Annotated in this window: 18 protein-coding genes; 6 read left to right on the top strand and 12 right to left on the bottom strand. The window is 42.2% G+C overall.

All coding sequences use genetic code 11. The features are described from left to right. Positions 1 to 93: 93 nt before the first annotated feature. The 10 genes from ABIC84_RS07945 to ABIC84_RS07900 form a co-directional block, all read right to left on the bottom strand. Positions 94 to 999: a PepSY-like domain-containing protein gene (locus ABIC84_RS07945; protein WP_429263227.1), complete on the bottom strand. Its 906-nt coding sequence runs from the start codon at positions 997 to 999 to the stop codon at positions 94 to 96. Positions 1000 to 1245: 246 nt separating this feature from the next. After that, on the bottom strand, positions 1246 to 1866 hold the full coding sequence (locus ABIC84_RS07940; protein ID WP_090531421.1) for a tetratricopeptide repeat protein: 621 nt from the start codon (positions 1864 to 1866) through the stop codon (positions 1246 to 1248). Then, on the bottom strand, positions 1854 to 3032 hold the full coding sequence (locus ABIC84_RS07935; RefSeq protein WP_090531423.1) for a tetratricopeptide repeat protein: 1179 nt from the start codon (positions 3030 to 3032) through the stop codon (positions 1854 to 1856). The genes ABIC84_RS07940 and ABIC84_RS07935 overlap by 13 nt, the downstream gene beginning before the upstream one ends. Continuing rightward, positions 3014 to 5170: an urea transporter gene (locus ABIC84_RS07930; protein WP_429263226.1), complete on the bottom strand. Its 2157-nt coding sequence runs from the start codon at positions 5168 to 5170 to the stop codon at positions 3014 to 3016. The genes ABIC84_RS07935 and ABIC84_RS07930 overlap by 19 nt, the downstream gene beginning before the upstream one ends. Further along, entirely contained in the window at positions 5167 to 6522 is a 1356-nt protein-coding gene (locus ABIC84_RS07925) for a hypothetical protein (RefSeq protein ID WP_429263225.1), read from the bottom strand. Before ABIC84_RS07925 ends, ABIC84_RS07930 begins: the two co-directional genes overlap by 4 nt. Positions 6523 to 6531: 9 nt before the next feature. Next, positions 6532 to 7587, bottom strand: a complete 1056-nt coding sequence (locus ABIC84_RS07920; RefSeq protein ID WP_090531429.1) for an ATP-grasp domain-containing protein — start codon at positions 7585 to 7587, stop codon at positions 6532 to 6534. Between the two features lie 2 nt (positions 7588 to 7589). Then, on the bottom strand, positions 7590 to 7832 hold the full coding sequence (locus ABIC84_RS07915) for a PqqD family protein (protein ID WP_429263224.1): 243 nt from the start codon (positions 7830 to 7832) through the stop codon (positions 7590 to 7592). A gap of 72 nt (positions 7833 to 7904) precedes the next feature. Further along, positions 7905 to 8282, bottom strand: a complete 378-nt coding sequence (locus ABIC84_RS07910; RefSeq protein ID WP_090531434.1) for a response regulator — start codon at positions 8280 to 8282, stop codon at positions 7905 to 7907. A 102-nt stretch (positions 8283 to 8384) separates the two neighbouring features. Beyond that, on the bottom strand, positions 8385 to 9080 hold the full coding sequence (locus tag ABIC84_RS07905) for a LytR/AlgR family response regulator transcription factor (protein ID WP_176623087.1): 696 nt from the start codon (positions 9078 to 9080) through the stop codon (positions 8385 to 8387). 11 nt (positions 9081 to 9091) lie between these two features. Next, a complete protein-coding gene (locus ABIC84_RS07900) occupies positions 9092 to 10285 on the bottom strand; it encodes a sensor histidine kinase (protein ID WP_429263223.1) in 1194 nt (397 codons plus the stop codon). 561 nt (positions 10286 to 10846) lie between these two features. Between ABIC84_RS07900 and ABIC84_RS07895 the strand changes: the two genes are divergently transcribed. Both ABIC84_RS07895 and ABIC84_RS07890 read left to right on the top strand, forming a co-directional pair. Then, the gene (locus ABIC84_RS07895; protein WP_429263222.1) at positions 10847 to 11572 is read left to right on the top strand and encodes a GNAT family N-acetyltransferase; all 726 of its coding nucleotides are present in this window, start codon (positions 10847 to 10849) and stop codon (positions 11570 to 11572) included. 79 nt (positions 11573 to 11651) lie between these two features. Continuing rightward, positions 11652 to 12317 carry a Type 1 glutamine amidotransferase-like domain-containing protein gene (locus ABIC84_RS07890; RefSeq protein ID WP_429263221.1) on the top strand — a complete coding sequence of 222 codons (666 nt, stop codon included), beginning with the start codon at positions 11652 to 11654 and terminating at the stop codon, positions 12315 to 12317. 19 nt (positions 12318 to 12336) lie between these two features. Here the strand turns inward: ABIC84_RS07890 and ABIC84_RS07885 are convergent, their stop codons facing one another. Both ABIC84_RS07885 and ABIC84_RS07880 read right to left on the bottom strand, forming a co-directional pair. Beyond that, entirely contained in the window at positions 12337 to 12948 is a 612-nt protein-coding gene (locus ABIC84_RS07885) for a hypothetical protein (RefSeq protein WP_429263220.1), read from the bottom strand. Positions 12949 to 12971: 23 nt separating this feature from the next. After that, positions 12972 to 13691 carry a 2OG-Fe(II) oxygenase gene (locus ABIC84_RS07880; RefSeq protein WP_429263219.1) on the bottom strand — a complete coding sequence of 240 codons (720 nt, stop codon included), beginning with the start codon at positions 13689 to 13691 and terminating at the stop codon, positions 12972 to 12974. Between the two features lie 113 nt (positions 13692 to 13804). On the opposite strand from ABIC84_RS07880, the gene ABIC84_RS07875 reads away from it, so the two are divergent. The 4 genes from ABIC84_RS07875 to ABIC84_RS07860 all read left to right on the top strand — a co-directional run bounded on the left by ABIC84_RS07875 (position 13805) and on the right by ABIC84_RS07860 (position 16368). Continuing rightward, positions 13805 to 14158, top strand: coding sequence for a DUF488 domain-containing protein (locus tag ABIC84_RS07875; RefSeq protein WP_429263218.1), 354 nt, complete (start codon positions 13805 to 13807; stop codon positions 14156 to 14158). 99 nt (positions 14159 to 14257) lie between these two features. Then, the gene (locus tag ABIC84_RS07870) at positions 14258 to 15109 is read left to right on the top strand and encodes a methylated-DNA--[protein]-cysteine S-methyltransferase (RefSeq protein WP_429263217.1); all 852 of its coding nucleotides are present in this window, start codon (positions 14258 to 14260) and stop codon (positions 15107 to 15109) included. A gap of 288 nt (positions 15110 to 15397) precedes the next feature. Beyond that, positions 15398 to 15721, top strand: a complete 324-nt coding sequence (locus ABIC84_RS07865; RefSeq protein ID WP_426581017.1) for a hypothetical protein — start codon at positions 15398 to 15400, stop codon at positions 15719 to 15721. Further along, positions 15703 to 16368, top strand: a complete 666-nt coding sequence (locus ABIC84_RS07860) for an ATP-binding cassette domain-containing protein (protein ID WP_426581015.1) — start codon at positions 15703 to 15705, stop codon at positions 16366 to 16368. Before ABIC84_RS07865 ends, ABIC84_RS07860 begins: the two co-directional genes overlap by 19 nt. Positions 16369 to 16401 lie beyond the last annotated feature (33 nt).

Raw genomic sequence — 16401 nt, 5'->3', positions numbered from 1 at the left:
TATGTGATCCACTGTTTGGAGCTCTGAAACTAAGCAAGTAAGCCATGTTTAATTAAAAACATGGCTTACCAACAGCGCTATAATCTTGATTGTTTAGTGGATAGGCAGGACTCTGACAAATGTACCAGACGCATTAAAAATTAAAGCGTATTTGGTATTGTTTGATGTAATCAACACAACGTAACCTTGCAGGGTTCCGCCGGGGCTTTCAGAAAATGCTTTATCAAATACGTAGCCCGGATAAGTAGCAGTAAGATAAGTGGTAATAGCAGCCGGTAAGTTAGCTTCAGCTACTACAGCATGTTTTAAATCGTGTTTTTCTATCTGAATACGTTTTACAAGTTTGCCTGCCGCGGTTACCGTTGTTGAGTAAAGTACCCCGTTCTGGCTTATCAAAATGTATACGTTATCAGGTGCGATAGAGGCATGCAACAAAGTATCTGTTGGATAGGTTGTTGAAAAATAGCTGCTTACAGCAGCAGGAAGGGCCGAAATAGCAATAGTATCGCGGTGTTTACTGTCACGATTATCAAAGAATCCGCCTAAGTGCCATCCTGGTCCTTTAAGGTCAACACCTTCGCGTTGCTCAAGGATGCTTACAAACGTACTAGCAGCAGTGAATTTGAGGCCAACCAAAGCGCTGTTGTATTTGATAACTACAATGTAGTTGATAACTGTTTTAGTACTATCAGTAATGGAGTATGCTTTTTTGAATGTATAACCGCTGTAATTAGCTGTAAGGTAAGTGCCGATAGCTGTAGGTAATGTGCTAAAAGCAACGGAGTCTTTGGTATCATGCTTGCCATAGCAGCCAACCATATAAACGCTGTCGGTAGTAGTTCCGGACGATGCAAGGCTAATAGCGATGGCGCCGGTTGATGTGACGGCTGATGACGAAACGCTGCCGGCCGAAGCTGATTTTGAAGCGTTTTCCTTTTTACATGATGCCAGGCCGATTATTGTGCCGACCATCAATAGTGAGGCGTAAAATGATTTCATTTTCATAGAATTAATTTAAATTGATAATTAGCGCTGCCTTTTTTCGGACAGGTTTAATTAAAATTAATTTGGAAAATCGGGCCGTCGGGAAATGTGTCGACAAATGAGTGATTTAAATCGACGTATGAAGAATATGTTTTTTGTTGTAGAGACGCATCACATGCGTCTTGCGCATGAAGGTATTTAATGCGCAAATTTGCTGTCGGAGACGCATGTGATGCGTCTCTACGAAAAATTTAAACCGGGCTAATTACATCTGGCTAAGCCATCGGTGCTGGAAGCATCAGCAGGTTTGATGATCAGCGCTTTTTCAAAAAAAGGTTTTGCTTCCGATTTTTTTCCAGCCATAAGCATCGACCAGGCCAGCATATGGTTGCCGTCATAATCAAAAGGATAAAGCGTTACTACTACCCTGAAAAGCTTAATAGCGGGTTCGTATTGCTTACGGTTATAATAAATTACGCCGGCCCAATAATTGGCCTGTGTGTTTTGAGGGTCTATTTTCAGGATAGCAAGATATTGTTCCAGCACTTTATCCCAGTTTTGCAAAAAGGAGAGCGGCTTTATATAGCCAAACTTAGCCTCAATAGCGCCGGGCTTCAGGTTAACTGCTTTTTGATAATAGGTTTGCGAAGCAGTGTAGTTTTTATTGAGGTAATGAAGCCAACCCAGCCTGATGGCTATCTCATAATTATTTTCCGAATAGTAGGGGTAAATATCGGCAATGGCAGCAACGTAGTTTTTGTTTAATTCATTGGTATAACTGTTGTGAAAAGCTTTTTGAAGCACCACATTTGTCTGTGCCTGCAATTGTGCTGCAAATACAAATAAAAAAATGGGAATAAAGGTCTTCTTTAAAATTTCCATGTTATACCTAACGTAACAGAGTTTTGGTTATAGTTAACAGCACGGTAAATGTCTGTTTTCTTTTCATAAAAGTAATTTAAATTCAATAAGGCATGGTTACCTAACTGATAAAAAACGCTTTCACCGCATTTAAATTTTGTAGGATCGATGGCGTTATACACATAAAGCCCGTCTGCATCCAGGTAATCATCCTGGTTGCCAAAAGTAGCGGCTGTTTCCAGCCACGTTTTGTTTAACACTTTAAATCCCACCGACTGGCTATAAATGAAATGCGTTACTCCGCTTAAATTCAGTACCGATGCCCTGCTTGTGGTGTATAAATTCAAGTTTCCCAGTGGATAAAAATCCACTTTGGCATCATATTGTTTTAAGGTTTTATTAATGAGTTTGCCCAAATTAACATCGCCCTGCAAATCAATGTAGCGGGTATCATATTTTATTCCTAACAGCCCAAGGTTACTTTGGTAAATATTGCTCCGGTAGCTGGTGTGTAAATAATGGTACGCGCCAAGTAAATTGATGTTTTTAGTCAAAGAATATTTCGCTTTAGCATAATATTCAAACTGGCGGTCGGTTTTGCCTGTTTGGTTAATGTAATCAATATAGCCCGATCTGAATATATTCTGTTTGAAAAACATAAATGATTGATCCAACTGCAAACGCCACGATAATCTTAAACCGATACCCGCGCGTTCAAAAAAGCCGTTGTCGCGTTCGTGGTTATTCGGCAATTTTATGCCGCTTTCTAAAACCGCATCAGTTAAACCAAAGGGTGATAACTTGATAGCACGCAGGGTTGCTGTGTCTAAATGCGATGCATTGTAAAACGCGGTGTTATTGTTGTTGATATAGGTGTTGCAGTAGTAAGCATACAAATATGCAGTGACATTTTGGGGCTCTTTAAGTAAAACCCGGTTAAACTGATAGATGGCCGCTTTATAATTACCGGTAAGCATATAAGCATACCCGGCCTTAAAGCGCAAGGTAGGAGAGTCTACACTTTTAGCAACCGATTGATTTACAAACCTGATAAGTTGTTTCCAGTTGCCGGCATTGTACAATTGTTCGGCGGTACTATCGGCCGTGGCAAGTTTATTATCTTGTGCACGGGTTACAAGAGCAGCAAATAGCAAGGCAAAAAGTATGGTTAATTTTCTGTACTCCATTGTGCTTCAATATGCTGACCGTTTGTATTTATAATGAGGGCTTGCAGGCTGCTATGATCTACAAAAATGGTTGCCTCTGTAAGGGACAATGTTCTACCTGCAATTTCCTGGTATTGTTTGGATACAATGTTTAACCCTGTTTTTTTTAACTGTATCCCGCTTTTATATTTTATGCTGATGAACCGGTAAAAAGGCGCAATAAAATCCTGCAGCCAAAGCAATGTTTTGTTATGGGTAAGCGGTACCGGGAACTCATCATTAGCCGGGCTATACCCGGCATCGTTAAAAATAACTTTATATGCGGCAAGGTAAAAATAGTGGAGGAGCGACGTTTTATCGCCATAAAAGCTGGTGAAGTAAAACATAGTTCCATTGTTAATAAAATAAGCAACGGCACCTGTTGTTTTGCAGTAGATGTATGACTGTCCTAATTCATCTTTAAAAACTTCCCATTCTTCGGTTGAGCCGTTTCCGTTAACTAATTTAGATACGAAGCCCGGTTGCAGGTCGAATGCTTTTTTGAGTGGCGTATTGATTTCGGGGTTGCTTATTAATTCGTTTTCATTTGGGATATTGTAGCTTACAAAGATGGTTTGATCAGCTTTTTTGGTAAAATAATAGGCGAGCGGATAAGGCAGTGTTTTAGATCCTATATAAGGCGTAGCCTGCAACTGGAAATGCAAATGCGGCTCGGGCGACCGACCCGAATTACCGCAGAAACCCAGCAGATCACCTTGTTTTACGGTATCGCCGGGTTTAACTTTTACAGAGTTTTTTTTGAGGTGCGAGAGTTTGGAATAAAGCCCTTCGGCGTGGCGTATCACTACGGTGTTCCCCCAGTTTTCCTTCAGGTTTTCCTCGCCTATGTCGTTATCTTCTATATGGTTTACAACCTGTTCTACAATGCCGTCGCCGCAGGCCAGTACCGGCTTATTGAAACAATAAAAATGTTCAGGAAGGGTACCGGGATGCTGAAATGTTTTTTGTTCATCATCCGTAATCACAAAATCAAGCGCCTGGCCCCATTCGCCTTTGTGGGTAATGCTACCATTATAACCCTGCGAAACCGTCCAATAGCCCATAAACGGCAAATTGAGCCTCATGTATTTCAGATCGTTCAGCCTGTTTTGCAGGTTTAAAACATGGTAAAGATTTTTTTCGGGCGAGTAATGCTGTGCTATGGTTAACTGCAATTTGGGGTGATGGCCGGTTAACTTTAAAAAATAAAGCAGGCTGATATTAAGCACGCAAAACGGTAATGAAAAAACAGGCAGCGCATGCAAGGCCATGAGTGTAGTAAGGGCATTAATGAGTATGAAACCCAAGGGGATGCAAAGAATTGCCAGCAGGTAAGAGCGTAACGATGGGATGGTGAAAAAGCTGCTGATGGCCATTGAAGCCATCATTAAATTGGCACCAAGGTGGTAATAGCTGATACCCTCTGGGTAGGTATTTGTGATGTTGTTAAACCCGCAGGCCGTTAAAAAGCTAATGATAAGCAGGCTGAATGCAATGCGCGAATGCACAAGTATCCCTATAGCAATAAGCATTCCGGTTATGATATTATGCTGAAATAGAATTGCGCTCAATGAACGGAAAAATAAGCTCATCAGTTTTGGTAACGTTGTGGCAAGATAACCTTCGGCGCCGGCCAGGTTACCCGGGCCAGTGTAAATTTCTTCGAGCAGGGAGCTGCTTTTTTGTGATAATCCAGTGTTGAAGATGCTGTTGGATGCCAGCAGTACAAGCCAGAAAACCAGGATAAATGGCAGTGAAAGTATAGGTAAACCCGGTTTACTCATGCGCTTTGACATAATGATGGTAGCAAGCACTACCAGGCAACAGGCAACCACTAGCCAGGTCACAAACATGGCGTTAACCTGGAAAAAAGCGCCAAATGCTATCCCTGATAATAAACTGTTAAAGCTGTAAATTCCTACCCGGTAATCTTCGTTATCCTGGTTTAACAATTTTGTTATCAGCAAAGAGAAAATGACGCAACTCAACCCTGCAAAGCCGGATACCGGATTGAAAAATGATACCAGCAGCAAAATAATCCCCAATACCCGGTTTTGCGAAAAAAACAGCACTGAATAAGAATTGATAATGGTTTTTATGAATGCTGGAATTTGCTTCACTTGTTGTTATTTAAATGAGCGGGTACTAACTCTGGTTCGGCAGTATATTCCAATGTTTCGTTTTTGCGGATGAGATGCGTACGCAACTTCTCATCTATCAACACAACAGCAGGCCTTAAAGTGATGAATTGCATCCATTGGGTCATGTTGTAAGCGCCAACCTTGTGCACTACTACTTGGTCGCCGGGATTTAGTAGGGGCAGGTTAATGCTTTCCCTGATCACATCAATGTTCATGCAAAGCGGCCCATATATCACCATGTTTTCGGTATGTGCAGCAAAATCCTGAGCAGGGCTTACCTGGTGTTCATACCAAAAAGATGTGAACAGGATATTGACCCCAAAATCAACAATGGTGGTGCCTTTGCCATTGGCTAAACGTTTGTTGGCGATAACAGTGCCCAACAGGTAACCGGCGTCATCTATCAAAACGCGTCCGCTTTCCAGTATCAGCAGTGGTAGGTCATCATTGGCAAAGCCAAAATTGAGCAAAGCTGAAGTTATGACTTCAGCAAAGTCATCAATCGTCGGCACGGTATCATTTCCCGGCAGGTAAGCACCTTTCAATGTATTGGTTGAGGGGAAACCGCCTCCCAGATCAAGATATTCTATTTTATGATTAAGCTCGGTCTGGCAGCGAACAGCCAGTTCGGCCAGTTTATTAGCTGCTATACCATAAGCATCGGCAGAGAGCATATAGGTACCGATATGGCAATGCAGGCCCACCAATTGCAGACTTCCCGAGCCTGTGATCTTCGTAACTGCCGACCAGGCTTCTCCATTTTCATAGTTAAAACCAAAGCGGTCCCAAAGTGGGTAAACGCCGGTATCCATATTTATACGGATGGCCACACGCGGTTTATTGACCATGTTTTTACCTAAAGTAAGTAATTGGTTAAGCTCATCAAAATGATCAATATGAATTAGCGAATCATGTTCGATGGCCAGCTGTAAATCATTGATGGACTTGCCCGGTCCGTTAAAAATGATCTTGTTGCCCGGTACGCCATTACCTAAAGCTTTACGATATTCAAAGCCTGAAACTACCTCGGCCCAACTGCCTTCCTGGTGAAAAATCTGACAAACGGCGTTGAGGTAATTGGTTTTATAGCTCCATGCAAATTGTACTTTTGGGTAGCGGGTACTAAAAGCGCGGTATGCAGCCCGGTAGTTTTTGCGGATCTGTTTTTCGGACAATACGAACACCGGCGAACCGTAGTTTTCGATAAGGCTTTTTACAGAAACGCCATCGATGCTTTTAACGGGCTGCACCCCGGTGCGGGAGCCGAATTTGTTAAGGGCACCGGCCTGTAGTTTTTTTATATATGGTTTCTCGTATGGCAGCTTTTCCATCGTTATAAATTATAATTCGCCAAACGCCGAAATCTGCTGAAAATCGGCGATGTCGGCGATATGGTCCCACGAATACCGGACAAACAGTTTTCCGGCCTGGTAATCGGCATAGGGTTCAACGGTTTCACCCATCGCTATTTTAGCCAATGCCGCAGGCTGGTTTTGGCCTGCGGCGGCAGTTAAATAAACCCATGCCGGAAACCGGGGGTTAATTTCCAATATGTATAAATGCCCTTCTGCATCGCTCATGACCTCCATTTCGTAGCCCCCTTTCCAGTTGCTTGCGCGGGCAAAGTTGTCGGCCAGTTGGGTAAGCTTATCATCTTTAATGGTAACGCCCGCCCAGGCCTTCCCTTTATCGGTAATATAAAGCTTGCGCATAGCCACCAAGCTGATGTTGTTGCCATTACCATCGCCAAGTGCCGCTATGTTGATTTCGTTGCCCTTGATGTATTGCTGGGCTATTACCGGCACGCCCCAGGCTGCATACAATTGATGAAAGGCTTTCAATGCCTGATCCATCGTGTATACAACATAAGCCTCATAAAACTTGCCTTTTATTACCATAGGAAAGTTGAACTCATCAGCCGCTTTTTTAATATCGTCGGTAGTGTAAAGCTTATGATCGGCAGGCACATAAAAGCCATTTTTTGTGCCGAAATTTTTTAGGTTCAGCTTATCTCTTAACGCCAGTTGCTGATGTGTTGGGAGATAAGTTGCTATGCTCATTTGCTGCAATTGCGGCGCTATCTTTATAAAATTGAACAGCTCCGAATCAAAGTTGGGGATAATGAGATCAAGTTTGTCCTGTCCGTTTATATATGCCAAACGTTCAACAAGGGCTGTCGTACCTTCGGTTGGATAGGGGATCTGGTAAGTTTTATTTACCCACCCCCGCAGATAAATCCCGGGCTCCAGCGACTCATACGACAGTCCAATTATGCGCAAATTATCTCCAAAACACTCTTTTAAAGAACGGATGACCGCCATCCCAGGACCCGGATTGTCATTGGCATTAAGCCCGGTAACAGCAATACATAAATCAGCGTACTTGTTTGGCATCATCCTTAAATTTCGAGCAGGTTTGCTTCTTTTAGCTGCAGCATCCAATTATCCCAATCCCTGTTAAGCTGGCTTTCGCTCACTTCATATCTGCTCAGAATATCCTGCTTGATATCATCTTCGGTTTTGCCGCTTTTCATAGCCTCAAGCAGTTTTGCCGCCATACCGTTACCGGAAAATGAATCGCCGGTGGCAGGGTTAAAAATAACCCCGTTTTCGCTGGTGGCTATGTTGCTCTTGAGTTTCATTTTATAAGTGCAGAGTTGTTTAATTAATAAAAGCTAAACTTAGCAGGTTTATATGAGTTTACAAAACCAGCTTTAGGATGCCATCAGGTATTCTATCCTTGATGCAAGCACTTCCATATCCAGCGGTTTTACAAACAAGGCATCGCATTTATAAGAGTCGGCCTGTGCTTTTTTTGTTTTAAAAGCGGTTACAATAATGATAGGTACATTGCATAGTTGCTTATCGTCCTTAAAGTCCCGGCAAACCAGTTCACAATCGTTATCTACCAACAAATAATCCAAAATGATCAAATCCGGATTAATCATTTTAGCTTTATCATATATAGCATTAGGGTCAAAAGTTAAATGCACATTAAAATCACCATAGTACATAATGTCATCAATTACCGATAACATCCGGCTGTTTTTATCAAGTACTAAGATGGTTTTTTTATCGCCTGCTGTTTTCATGACTTAAGGATTAGTGCCAATTTTAATAATATAAAGTTGAGGCTATTTAAGGGGCTATAAAATAATGTGTCGTTCAACGCCTTTAATGTGCCGATGAATTGATTATTTGTGCCAGTTTTTGATAAAATCGGTATAGTTTGTACCTACAGGAAGCTCTACGTCGGTTAGTTTTACCTTGCGGTTGTGGATAGACCTGATCAGATCGCGCGCTACCACGAAGCTGCGGTGAATACGGATAAACTTTGATGCAGGCAGTTTTTCAATTGCACTTTTCAGGGGCATAAGCGTTAGTATGGGTTTGGCTACGCCCAGCATATGGATCTTGATGTAATCCTGCATGCTTTCAATATATTCAATGTCTTTAATGTTGATCTTGATCAGTCTGTATTCTGAATGCACATACAGGAAATCGCTTTCATTCGGGGTATCGGTATGTTTGTACTGGTAATAGCCAATTGCCTTTTGAACCGCTGTGTCAAAGCGCAGGTTATTGATCGGTTTCAGCAGGTAATCAACCGCCTCCAGTTCGTAACCTTCATATGCATAATTTTTGTAGGCAGTGGTAAAAATGATCATTGGTTTATCAGTCAATGATTTTACCAGGTCGATACCTGTAATATCAGGCATGTTAATATCTATGAACAGCACATCTACCTTGTTCATTTTCAGGTATTCCCCGCCCGATATAGCATCCTCAAAAGTATTGACCAATGTTAACGCGGGATAGCCAGCTACATATTTTTCAATTATCTGAAGGGCCAGTGGCTCATCATCAATAGCTACACATTTTAACTGCATAATAGATAGTTTTAAGCGTTAATCTCCAGTTCGACAGTGAAATTGCCATCGGCCGAGCTGATGTCAAGCCGGTGTTTGTTAGGGTAAATATGTTGCAGGCGCTGACGGTTATTGGCAATGCCAATCCCTTTCCGTTCGGTGTCAGGTCGTTTTTCGAAAATGGTATTTTTGCAGATGAACAGCATTTGGTTGCCGTTTACCCTTAAGCAAATATTAATAACTGATGGCTGGTGTTTACTTACGCCATATTTAAAAACGTTTTCAATAAAGGTCATTAGTATCAGGGGCGGAATTTTTTGATTGTCAATCTTGCCCGAAACTTCAAAATCAAGCTTTGTTTTTTTGCCGAGGCGCAGGCGTTGCAGATCGATATAATCATTGATACAATCAATTTCGTTTTGCAGCAAAACAAAATCCTCCGTTACCTCATCGGTTACATAGCGCATGATGTTAGAGAGTTTCATGATGCTCTCGGAAGTATGCTCGCTATTGGTGACCGATAAGGCATAAATATTATTCAGCGTATTGAATAAAAAATGAGGATTGATCTGGGCTTTAAGAAAAGAGAGTTCGGCATGGGCTTTTTCGGCCTCGGCACGGGTAACCATCTGCTCGGTAAGCTGCCATTTTTGAACCGTGGCAATGGCAACGCTCAGCCCCATCACAATGATAAAAATAAATAAGCCTACCATATCAATATTACCGGATTGATGAATGAAAATAATTCGGTTGGTGGGTTTAAGGCTGGGATCCTGCATCCGCAGATCTTCGTGCGGCAACGGGCCGAAAGGCATATTTTGCTGATCAGGTGCTGAGCTGTCAATCCCCGTTGGTGTAATTTGCGGTCCTATAGGCTGCGGATTGGGGGCTGTTGTTGCTACAGGTTTATTCCCTTTAATGAGATTGTGAAGAAGCAGGTTATCAAAAGGCTGCAAAAAGTAAACACAGCCTGAAAGTAATAGCACAATAAGCCCATACCAGACATATCTTTTACGGAACACGAACTTAGGCACCAGGTACCAGGCGTTCAGGTAAAACATAAAAATATAGGTGAGACAAAACAGCCAGTAGTAAGGTGAAAACAGGACGGCATAGGTGCCGGCGCTGCTTTGCTGTGTGCGGTTCATGAATAATAGCGGGAACCCTAAAAACACAAGCCAGCCTGCAGCATGAATGAAAAAAGTGGTTGCTTTTGAGCGGATCATTTTATTTTAAGATTCTTTTATTCATCAATGCCGAAGCTACTGGCTGGCACATATTTCAGCATCTAATTTAAAAAAAGCACCTGTACATTGCACAGGTGCTTCATCTTATACGAAAAAAACTATAATTCAGTGTCCCTGCTTCTGAATTATAAATCAAAGGTGAAGATGAGCGGGAGTTTTAACAACCATGTGTCGGTGAATTGGGAAATTGTATAGATAAACGGAGGGAAGCGGCGCGTTTTACCAAAAAATAAGAATGAGTGGATTATACAAGAAAGCCCCCTTGCACTCGCTGCTTGGGGGCTGTCACCTAAACCTTATCACTGATCAAATTATTATTTGACGGTGTAAAGGTAGTCGCGCGGCCTTAATTTGAAATTTTGTACCGACGAATTGCGGGATTGAATGGATGGAAGAGGCTTTGCAAGCTTTTTGTATCTGAAAACACTGTTAGTTTGATATCGAAATATGGTTTAGAACATGAATTCCTTACCGGCTTCGATACTACTAATTCTTGTTATTTGGTATATTTATGCTTAGTAGTTTAATTTTAATGTGCAAATGAAATTTGACGTTGTAAAAGTACAGGAGATAGATATTGAATCGCATCGCCGGTTATTTCTTGCAGAAGCAAAATTTCAATTTGTGTATAACAAATGTCATGGTGCAGGCTGGGTAGACACTTATCTTTTTAAGGATAACGACATCCCCATTGGTTATGGTTCGGTATGGGGAAAAGATAAACGCGAGGAAAGGGATACTATATGTGAGTTCTTTTTAGATAAACCTTTCAGAAAGCATGCCAGGCAGATCTTTCAGCAATTTATAAAAGCCTCGGGTGCCAGTTTTGTAGAATGCCAAACCAATGATATCTTACTTGCGGGTATGGCGTTTGAACTAACAAAAAACATCAATGCCGAGGCTATTCTGTTCGAAACGGCTTTTGAAACGGCATTTGCAATAGATGATGCGCAGTTTGTAAAAAGTAAAAATGCAGACGAATGGAATGCTTACAGTATACAAAAAGATGGTGAAGTTATTGCTACAGGTGGTTTTATCTGGAATTATAATTTCCCTTATATCGATATTTACTATGAAGTAAAGGAAGATTTAAGAAGACAAGGATATGGCGTTTTCCTTATGCAGGAGTTGAAAAAGGAAGCCTACCGGTTAAATAGGGTTCCTGCAGCCCGGTGCAACGTCAATAATCACGCTTCTAAGGCACTTCTTCTGAAAGCCGGCATGCGGGTGTGCGGCTACATTATAATGGGTGAAATAATCAAATGAATTATTTATAAGCCCGGTTACTTTTTGAATTACATTGTTAACCTTAAGCTTATTGCGCACAATCACGATATAAACAAATATGAAGCTGCTTCTCACTTCTGCCGGTATAAGCAATATGAGCATTCAAAATGCGCTCATTGAACTATTGGGCAAGCCAATTGCTGAATCGAATGCCCTTTTTGTCCCTACGGCGATATATGCCATTCCTAATGGCGGCGACATAGTACGAAGAGTAATTCGAGGATCGTTAGGCGATCCTTTTTGCGAATTAGGCTGGAAATCGCTGGGGTTGCTGGAGCTAACGGCGCTGCCAAGCATCAAACAAGAACTTTGGGTTAATATGCTCAATGAAACTGATGCCTTGTTGGTAGGTGGAGGCGACTGCCAATATCTGACCTATTGGATGCAGCAATCCGGCCTGGCAGAGCTGTTGCCATCGTTATTGCATAAAATGGTATACGTAGGTTTAAGTGCCGGCAGTATGATCATGACCCGGTTTGGCACAACCTATGGCAACCATGTGTTACCGGCTAACAGTGATAAGTCGCTGAATGTTGTTGATTTTGCTATTCACCCTCATTTAGACTACGAATGGTTCCCTGAGAATTCACTGGCAAATATTGAGAAACTGGCTGCTTCCATACCTGTACCATCATACGCTATTGACGATCAAACCGCCATTAAAGTTGTCGATGGAGTAATTGAGGTTGTTACCGAAGGACATTGGAAATTATTTAATCCCTGATATTTGTTAGCATTATAAGTTAAATACTCATTTGCGGTGCATATCCTGCTTTAAACATATTCACAAAAGAACGGGGAGTTAACACCTGCAGTTTATCCACATGGGGTAATGCTATTCCTTCTTCATATCCCACGGCGCTCCACAAGTGCAACTCGTCATCTTTAAGCAAATATGGCCGCCCCTCATGAATCACAAAAGTTCCGTTTGGCAATGCCCTTATATTTTCGTCATAAGTAACTTTTGACTTATCGGCGGTAATTCGCTCGGCCTGTAAAATGTCATCTATTTTGGATACTGGTGTTTTCATATCGAAACCATATTGCGGGTTTCCTTTTAGCCAAAACTGTTTGAACTTTTGATGGTCTTTATACCGGCATTGAAAGCAAGGGCGGTGCCCGGCCGAAAATGCGGTAGCTTCGTCAAGGAAGAATAGTTCCGTCCACCGGTTGGGCTGCATGATTTCCCGATGGCGGCCCCTGAACTCCAAAACGCAGGTTATCCATGCTTTGATTTTAAAGGGGCGTACTATCTCCTTGCACTCATTATGTATTACGCCGCGGTTACCGAGCCAGGCGCCACGTTCGGGAGTTTTAATGAGTTGGCCAAATGGATTTACGCGGTTCTGCAGCATCGGTTAAAATTACATCAATGTGTTTAAGAAAGTGGATCATGAAATATAATGCCCAGGCTATGGCGCTTACCGCTGTGAACCGGGCTTACTCCATGTTTCATATTTACCCTGTAATAACCTTTGCTGCCTTTTACCGGCCTAAAGTTAGTGGTAAATAAAACCATATCACCCATGTCAGGAGTAAGTACATTAACTTTTGATTGTGCCCGCGGAATTTGCTCGGTGATTACAAATTCGCCGCCGGTATAGTCTCTGTTATGTTGGTCGAGCATGAAAACCATTTGGATGGGGAAATATACTTCGCCGTAAAGGTCCTGGTGCAGGGTGTTAAATCCGCCTTCTGTGTATTGCAATATCAGGGCTGTGGGTTTGGTTTGCCCGGCTTCATGGCTTAACTGTTTCATTTCTTCATGGGTGCCGGGGAATCGTTTGTCAAAACCAAGTTCATTCATCCATTTATTGGCGACAGGTACGATGTACGGATAAACACTCTCCCTTAAATCGGTTATAATTGCAGGCAGCGGGTATTTATAATATTTGTATTCGCCGTATCCAAATCTGTAGCGCTCCATGTTGACGGTTTTGCGGTAAGCATCCGCGTCATAATCGCTGATTAATGTATCGCAGTAGCGTTCACCTAAAACCTGTTTAACAATTGCAAAACCGTTGTCATGTAATGTTTTATTAATTTGATCCCAATCAAGATTTTTGATACGATCTTTAAGTGTTTGTTCCGGTGTCATTTTTGTTATTTTGAATAGGATCAAAACTATCGTTAGGAAGATTGGCGGGCAATCCGATTCTTGCGGAATTTATACTGCCAGTTCCATCGAAGAGAAATTATTAAATACATATCATGGAGATTAAACTTAAACGGGTTTACGAGCCGGATGCCGAGGCAGATGGCGTTAGGGTTTTGGTGGACCGCCTTTGGCCGCGGGGGATAAAAAAGGAAGACCAACGGATTGACAAGTGGTTTAAAGATGTAGCACCATCTAACGAACTAAGAAAATGGTATAACCATGATCCTGAAAAATTTGAAGCCTTTAACCAAAAGTACCGCGCCGAAATTGAGGGTGCAAAGGTTTTGGATGAATTGGTAGATTATATCAGGCAGCATAAAACAGTGACGCTGGTGTTTTCTTCAAAAGAGCCGAAATTGAATAATGCGGTAGTTTTAAGCAAGATAATCGAAGAGCATATCGCCTGAAAACTCCGCAAGAATCGGATTGTTGAGCATGGGCGAGGCCGGTACCTTTGTGTTATAAATAGTAAAAAACACAATTGAATTTATTTAAAAAAAGGCTTTATGAAAACTCAACAAGAGATAGATTATACCCGCATAGCCGACGCAATTGGCTTTTTCAGGGAGAATTTTAAGGCACAGCCTAAACTGGATGAAGTTGCGGAACATGTTAATTTAAGTCCCTTCCATTTTCAGCGGATGTTTAAAGATTGGGCAGGGGTAACCCCAAAACAATTTCTGCAATATTTGAGTGTGGAGCACGCCAAGGGAATCTTGAAACATGAAGACGCGAATGTTTTTAATACCGCGCTGGAGACAGGTTTTTCGGGAGGTGGCCGGCTGCATGACCTTTTTATTAAGGTAGAAGGTATGACCCCTGGCGAATACCGCAACGGCGGAGCCATGCTGCACATCAACTATTCGTTTGCTGATACACCATTTGGTAAGGTGATTGTAGCATCGACCGCTAAGGGGATTTGCCATATGGCTTTTGTTGATGAGTGCGAAGAGAAGGCATTGGAGCAACTGAAGATAAGTTTTCCTAACGCGGTATTCAACCAGTTAGTTGACAGGATCCAGCAGAACGCCTTGTTTATTTTTACCCAGGATTGGAGTCGTTTGGATGAGATCAAGCTGCATTTAAAAGGAACCGATTTCCAGATCAAGGTGTGGGAGACGTTATTGAAAGTACCTCCCGGCGGATTGACCACTTATGCCTCACTTGCCAGAAAAGCAGGTAGCGAAAATGCTTATCGCGCAGTCGGCACAGCGGTAGGTAATAACCCCGTAGCGTTCCTGATCCCTTGCCACCGGGTAATCAAATCAACCGGCGAAATCGGTCAATATCATTGGGGCAGTACTCGTAAAAACGCAATAATAGGCTGGGAAGCAGCGCTAAAGGATCGGGTTGAATAAGGTTTGTGAGCAAGGGGAATATGCAATTCCCTTCAAGCATCCGCGCTCACATAGCAACGCTAAAATAAGCGTGGACGTAAACATGAAAATGAGCATTTCCCGTTTTGCAGGTGGAACAACACATCAGTATGGAGTAAGTGCTGGCTCATCAAAAACTGTGTCTGCAGTTGCTGCATCGCTGAACCCATCCGCCAGGAGAATCTGCAGGTGAATAAAATAGAAATATCTACGGGGAAAATTTTAAGCCATAACCTGCGTTATTTTAGCTCACCTGTCATGATTAGCTGAATGCGTAACACCATAAAAATTACCTGGTATTTTTATAAATCGATGTCGTTATGGTGCATGACCATCAACATGATCTGCATCTACTATTTGCTTCGCGGAGAGGTTAATATTGTAGAATCATACATTTTTAAAATAATGAGTTATGGTTTAATCATCGGGTTCCGGTATTATAATTACAACTCAACTAAAACCTTCTTCTACTTCCGTAATGCAGGTTACGGGATCGACAAGTTATACCTGTACGCCCTTACGTGCGATGCCATGGCCTACGGAATACTGCTATCACTCTTAAAACTGGTAAAATATTGGGTCAGTATATTTTAAAAACCGACAGCGTTCACCTCGAGTTTGATGGACGCAAAATTTTACAGGATATTTATCTCGATTGCCGCCAGGGCGAGGTGGTAGGCTTGCTTGGCCGCAACGGCTGTGGCAAGTCATCGCTGCTGCGGGTTATTTTCGGTAGCCTGAAGCCAACTTACAAGCACGTCAGCATCGACGATAAACACATTTATAAAGGTTATGACGATGGTCGGGTAGCTTATTTGCCCCAGCACAATTATCTGCCGCAAAATATAAAGATCCAAAGCCTTGCTGGTACCATTATCGACCCTCAATTTACTGATGAATTTACCTCATTGTCAATTTACCAGGATCATCATCACAAAAAGCCCGGCCAGCTATCCGGCGGAGAACTCAGGCAATTGGAAACCCTGATGTGTATTTACAGCCGGGCAGATTTTATATTGCTCGATGAGCCATTTACTCATGTTTCGCCGGTGCAGGCGGAAATGTTTAAGGGTATCATTCGTAAATGCGCTAAGGTAAAAGGTATCATTGTTACCGATCATCAGTATTATAATATCCTTGACGTGGCCGATAGAATAGTACTAATTACCGACGGGAGCACCAAAGCCATCAACAGCCCTGATGATCTGATCAGGCACGGCTATATTAATCACATTATTTAAATGCCGGGAGGTGTAACTTAAAGTGTAAAACGA

The sequence above is a fragment of the Mucilaginibacter sp. 3215 genome, assembly GCF_050433785.1.
Classification (GTDB): Bacteria; Bacteroidota; Bacteroidia; order Sphingobacteriales; family Sphingobacteriaceae; genus Mucilaginibacter.
This window is presented reverse-complemented; position numbering and strand designations above follow the sequence as displayed.

Coding starts and splice junctions, on each gene's coding strand:
- ABIC84_RS07875 (WP_429263218.1), top strand. CDS start 13,805: ATGGAGATTAAACTTAAACGGGTTTACGAGCCGGATGCCGAGGCAGAT.
- ABIC84_RS07945 (WP_429263227.1), bottom strand. CDS start 999: ATGAAATCATTTTACGCCTCACTATTGATGGTCGGCACAATAATCGGC.
- ABIC84_RS07925 (WP_429263225.1), bottom strand. CDS start 6,522: ATGGAAAAGCTGCCATACGAGAAACCATATATAAAAAAACTACAGGCC.
- ABIC84_RS07880 (WP_429263219.1), bottom strand. CDS start 13,691: ATGACACCGGAACAAACACTTAAAGATCGTATCAAAAATCTTGATTGG.
- ABIC84_RS07890 (WP_429263221.1), top strand. CDS start 11,652: ATGAAGCTGCTTCTCACTTCTGCCGGTATAAGCAATATGAGCATTCAA.
- ABIC84_RS07900 (WP_429263223.1), bottom strand. CDS start 10,285: ATGATCCGCTCAAAAGCAACCACTTTTTTCATTCATGCTGCAGGCTGG.
- ABIC84_RS07885 (WP_429263220.1), bottom strand. CDS start 12,948: ATGCTGCAGAACCGCGTAAATCCATTTGGCCAACTCATTAAAACTCCC.
- ABIC84_RS07910 (WP_090531434.1), bottom strand. CDS start 8,282: ATGAAAACAGCAGGCGATAAAAAAACCATCTTAGTACTTGATAAAAAC.
- ABIC84_RS07865 (WP_426581017.1), top strand. CDS start 15,398: ATGCGTAACACCATAAAAATTACCTGGTATTTTTATAAATCGATGTCG.
- ABIC84_RS07895 (WP_429263222.1), top strand. CDS start 10,847: ATGAAATTTGACGTTGTAAAAGTACAGGAGATAGATATTGAATCGCAT.
- ABIC84_RS07915 (WP_429263224.1), bottom strand. CDS start 7,832: ATGAAACTCAAGAGCAACATAGCCACCAGCGAAAACGGGGTTATTTTT.
- ABIC84_RS07935 (WP_090531423.1), bottom strand. CDS start 3,032: ATGGAGTACAGAAAATTAACCATACTTTTTGCCTTGCTATTTGCTGCT.
- ABIC84_RS07940 (WP_090531421.1), bottom strand. CDS start 1,866: ATGGAAATTTTAAAGAAGACCTTTATTCCCATTTTTTTATTTGTATTT.
- ABIC84_RS07870 (WP_429263217.1), top strand. CDS start 14,258: ATGAAAACTCAACAAGAGATAGATTATACCCGCATAGCCGACGCAATT.
- ABIC84_RS07905 (WP_176623087.1), bottom strand. CDS start 9,080: ATGCAGTTAAAATGTGTAGCTATTGATGATGAGCCACTGGCCCTTCAG.
- ABIC84_RS07920 (WP_090531429.1), bottom strand. CDS start 7,587: ATGATGCCAAACAAGTACGCTGATTTATGTATTGCTGTTACCGGGCTT.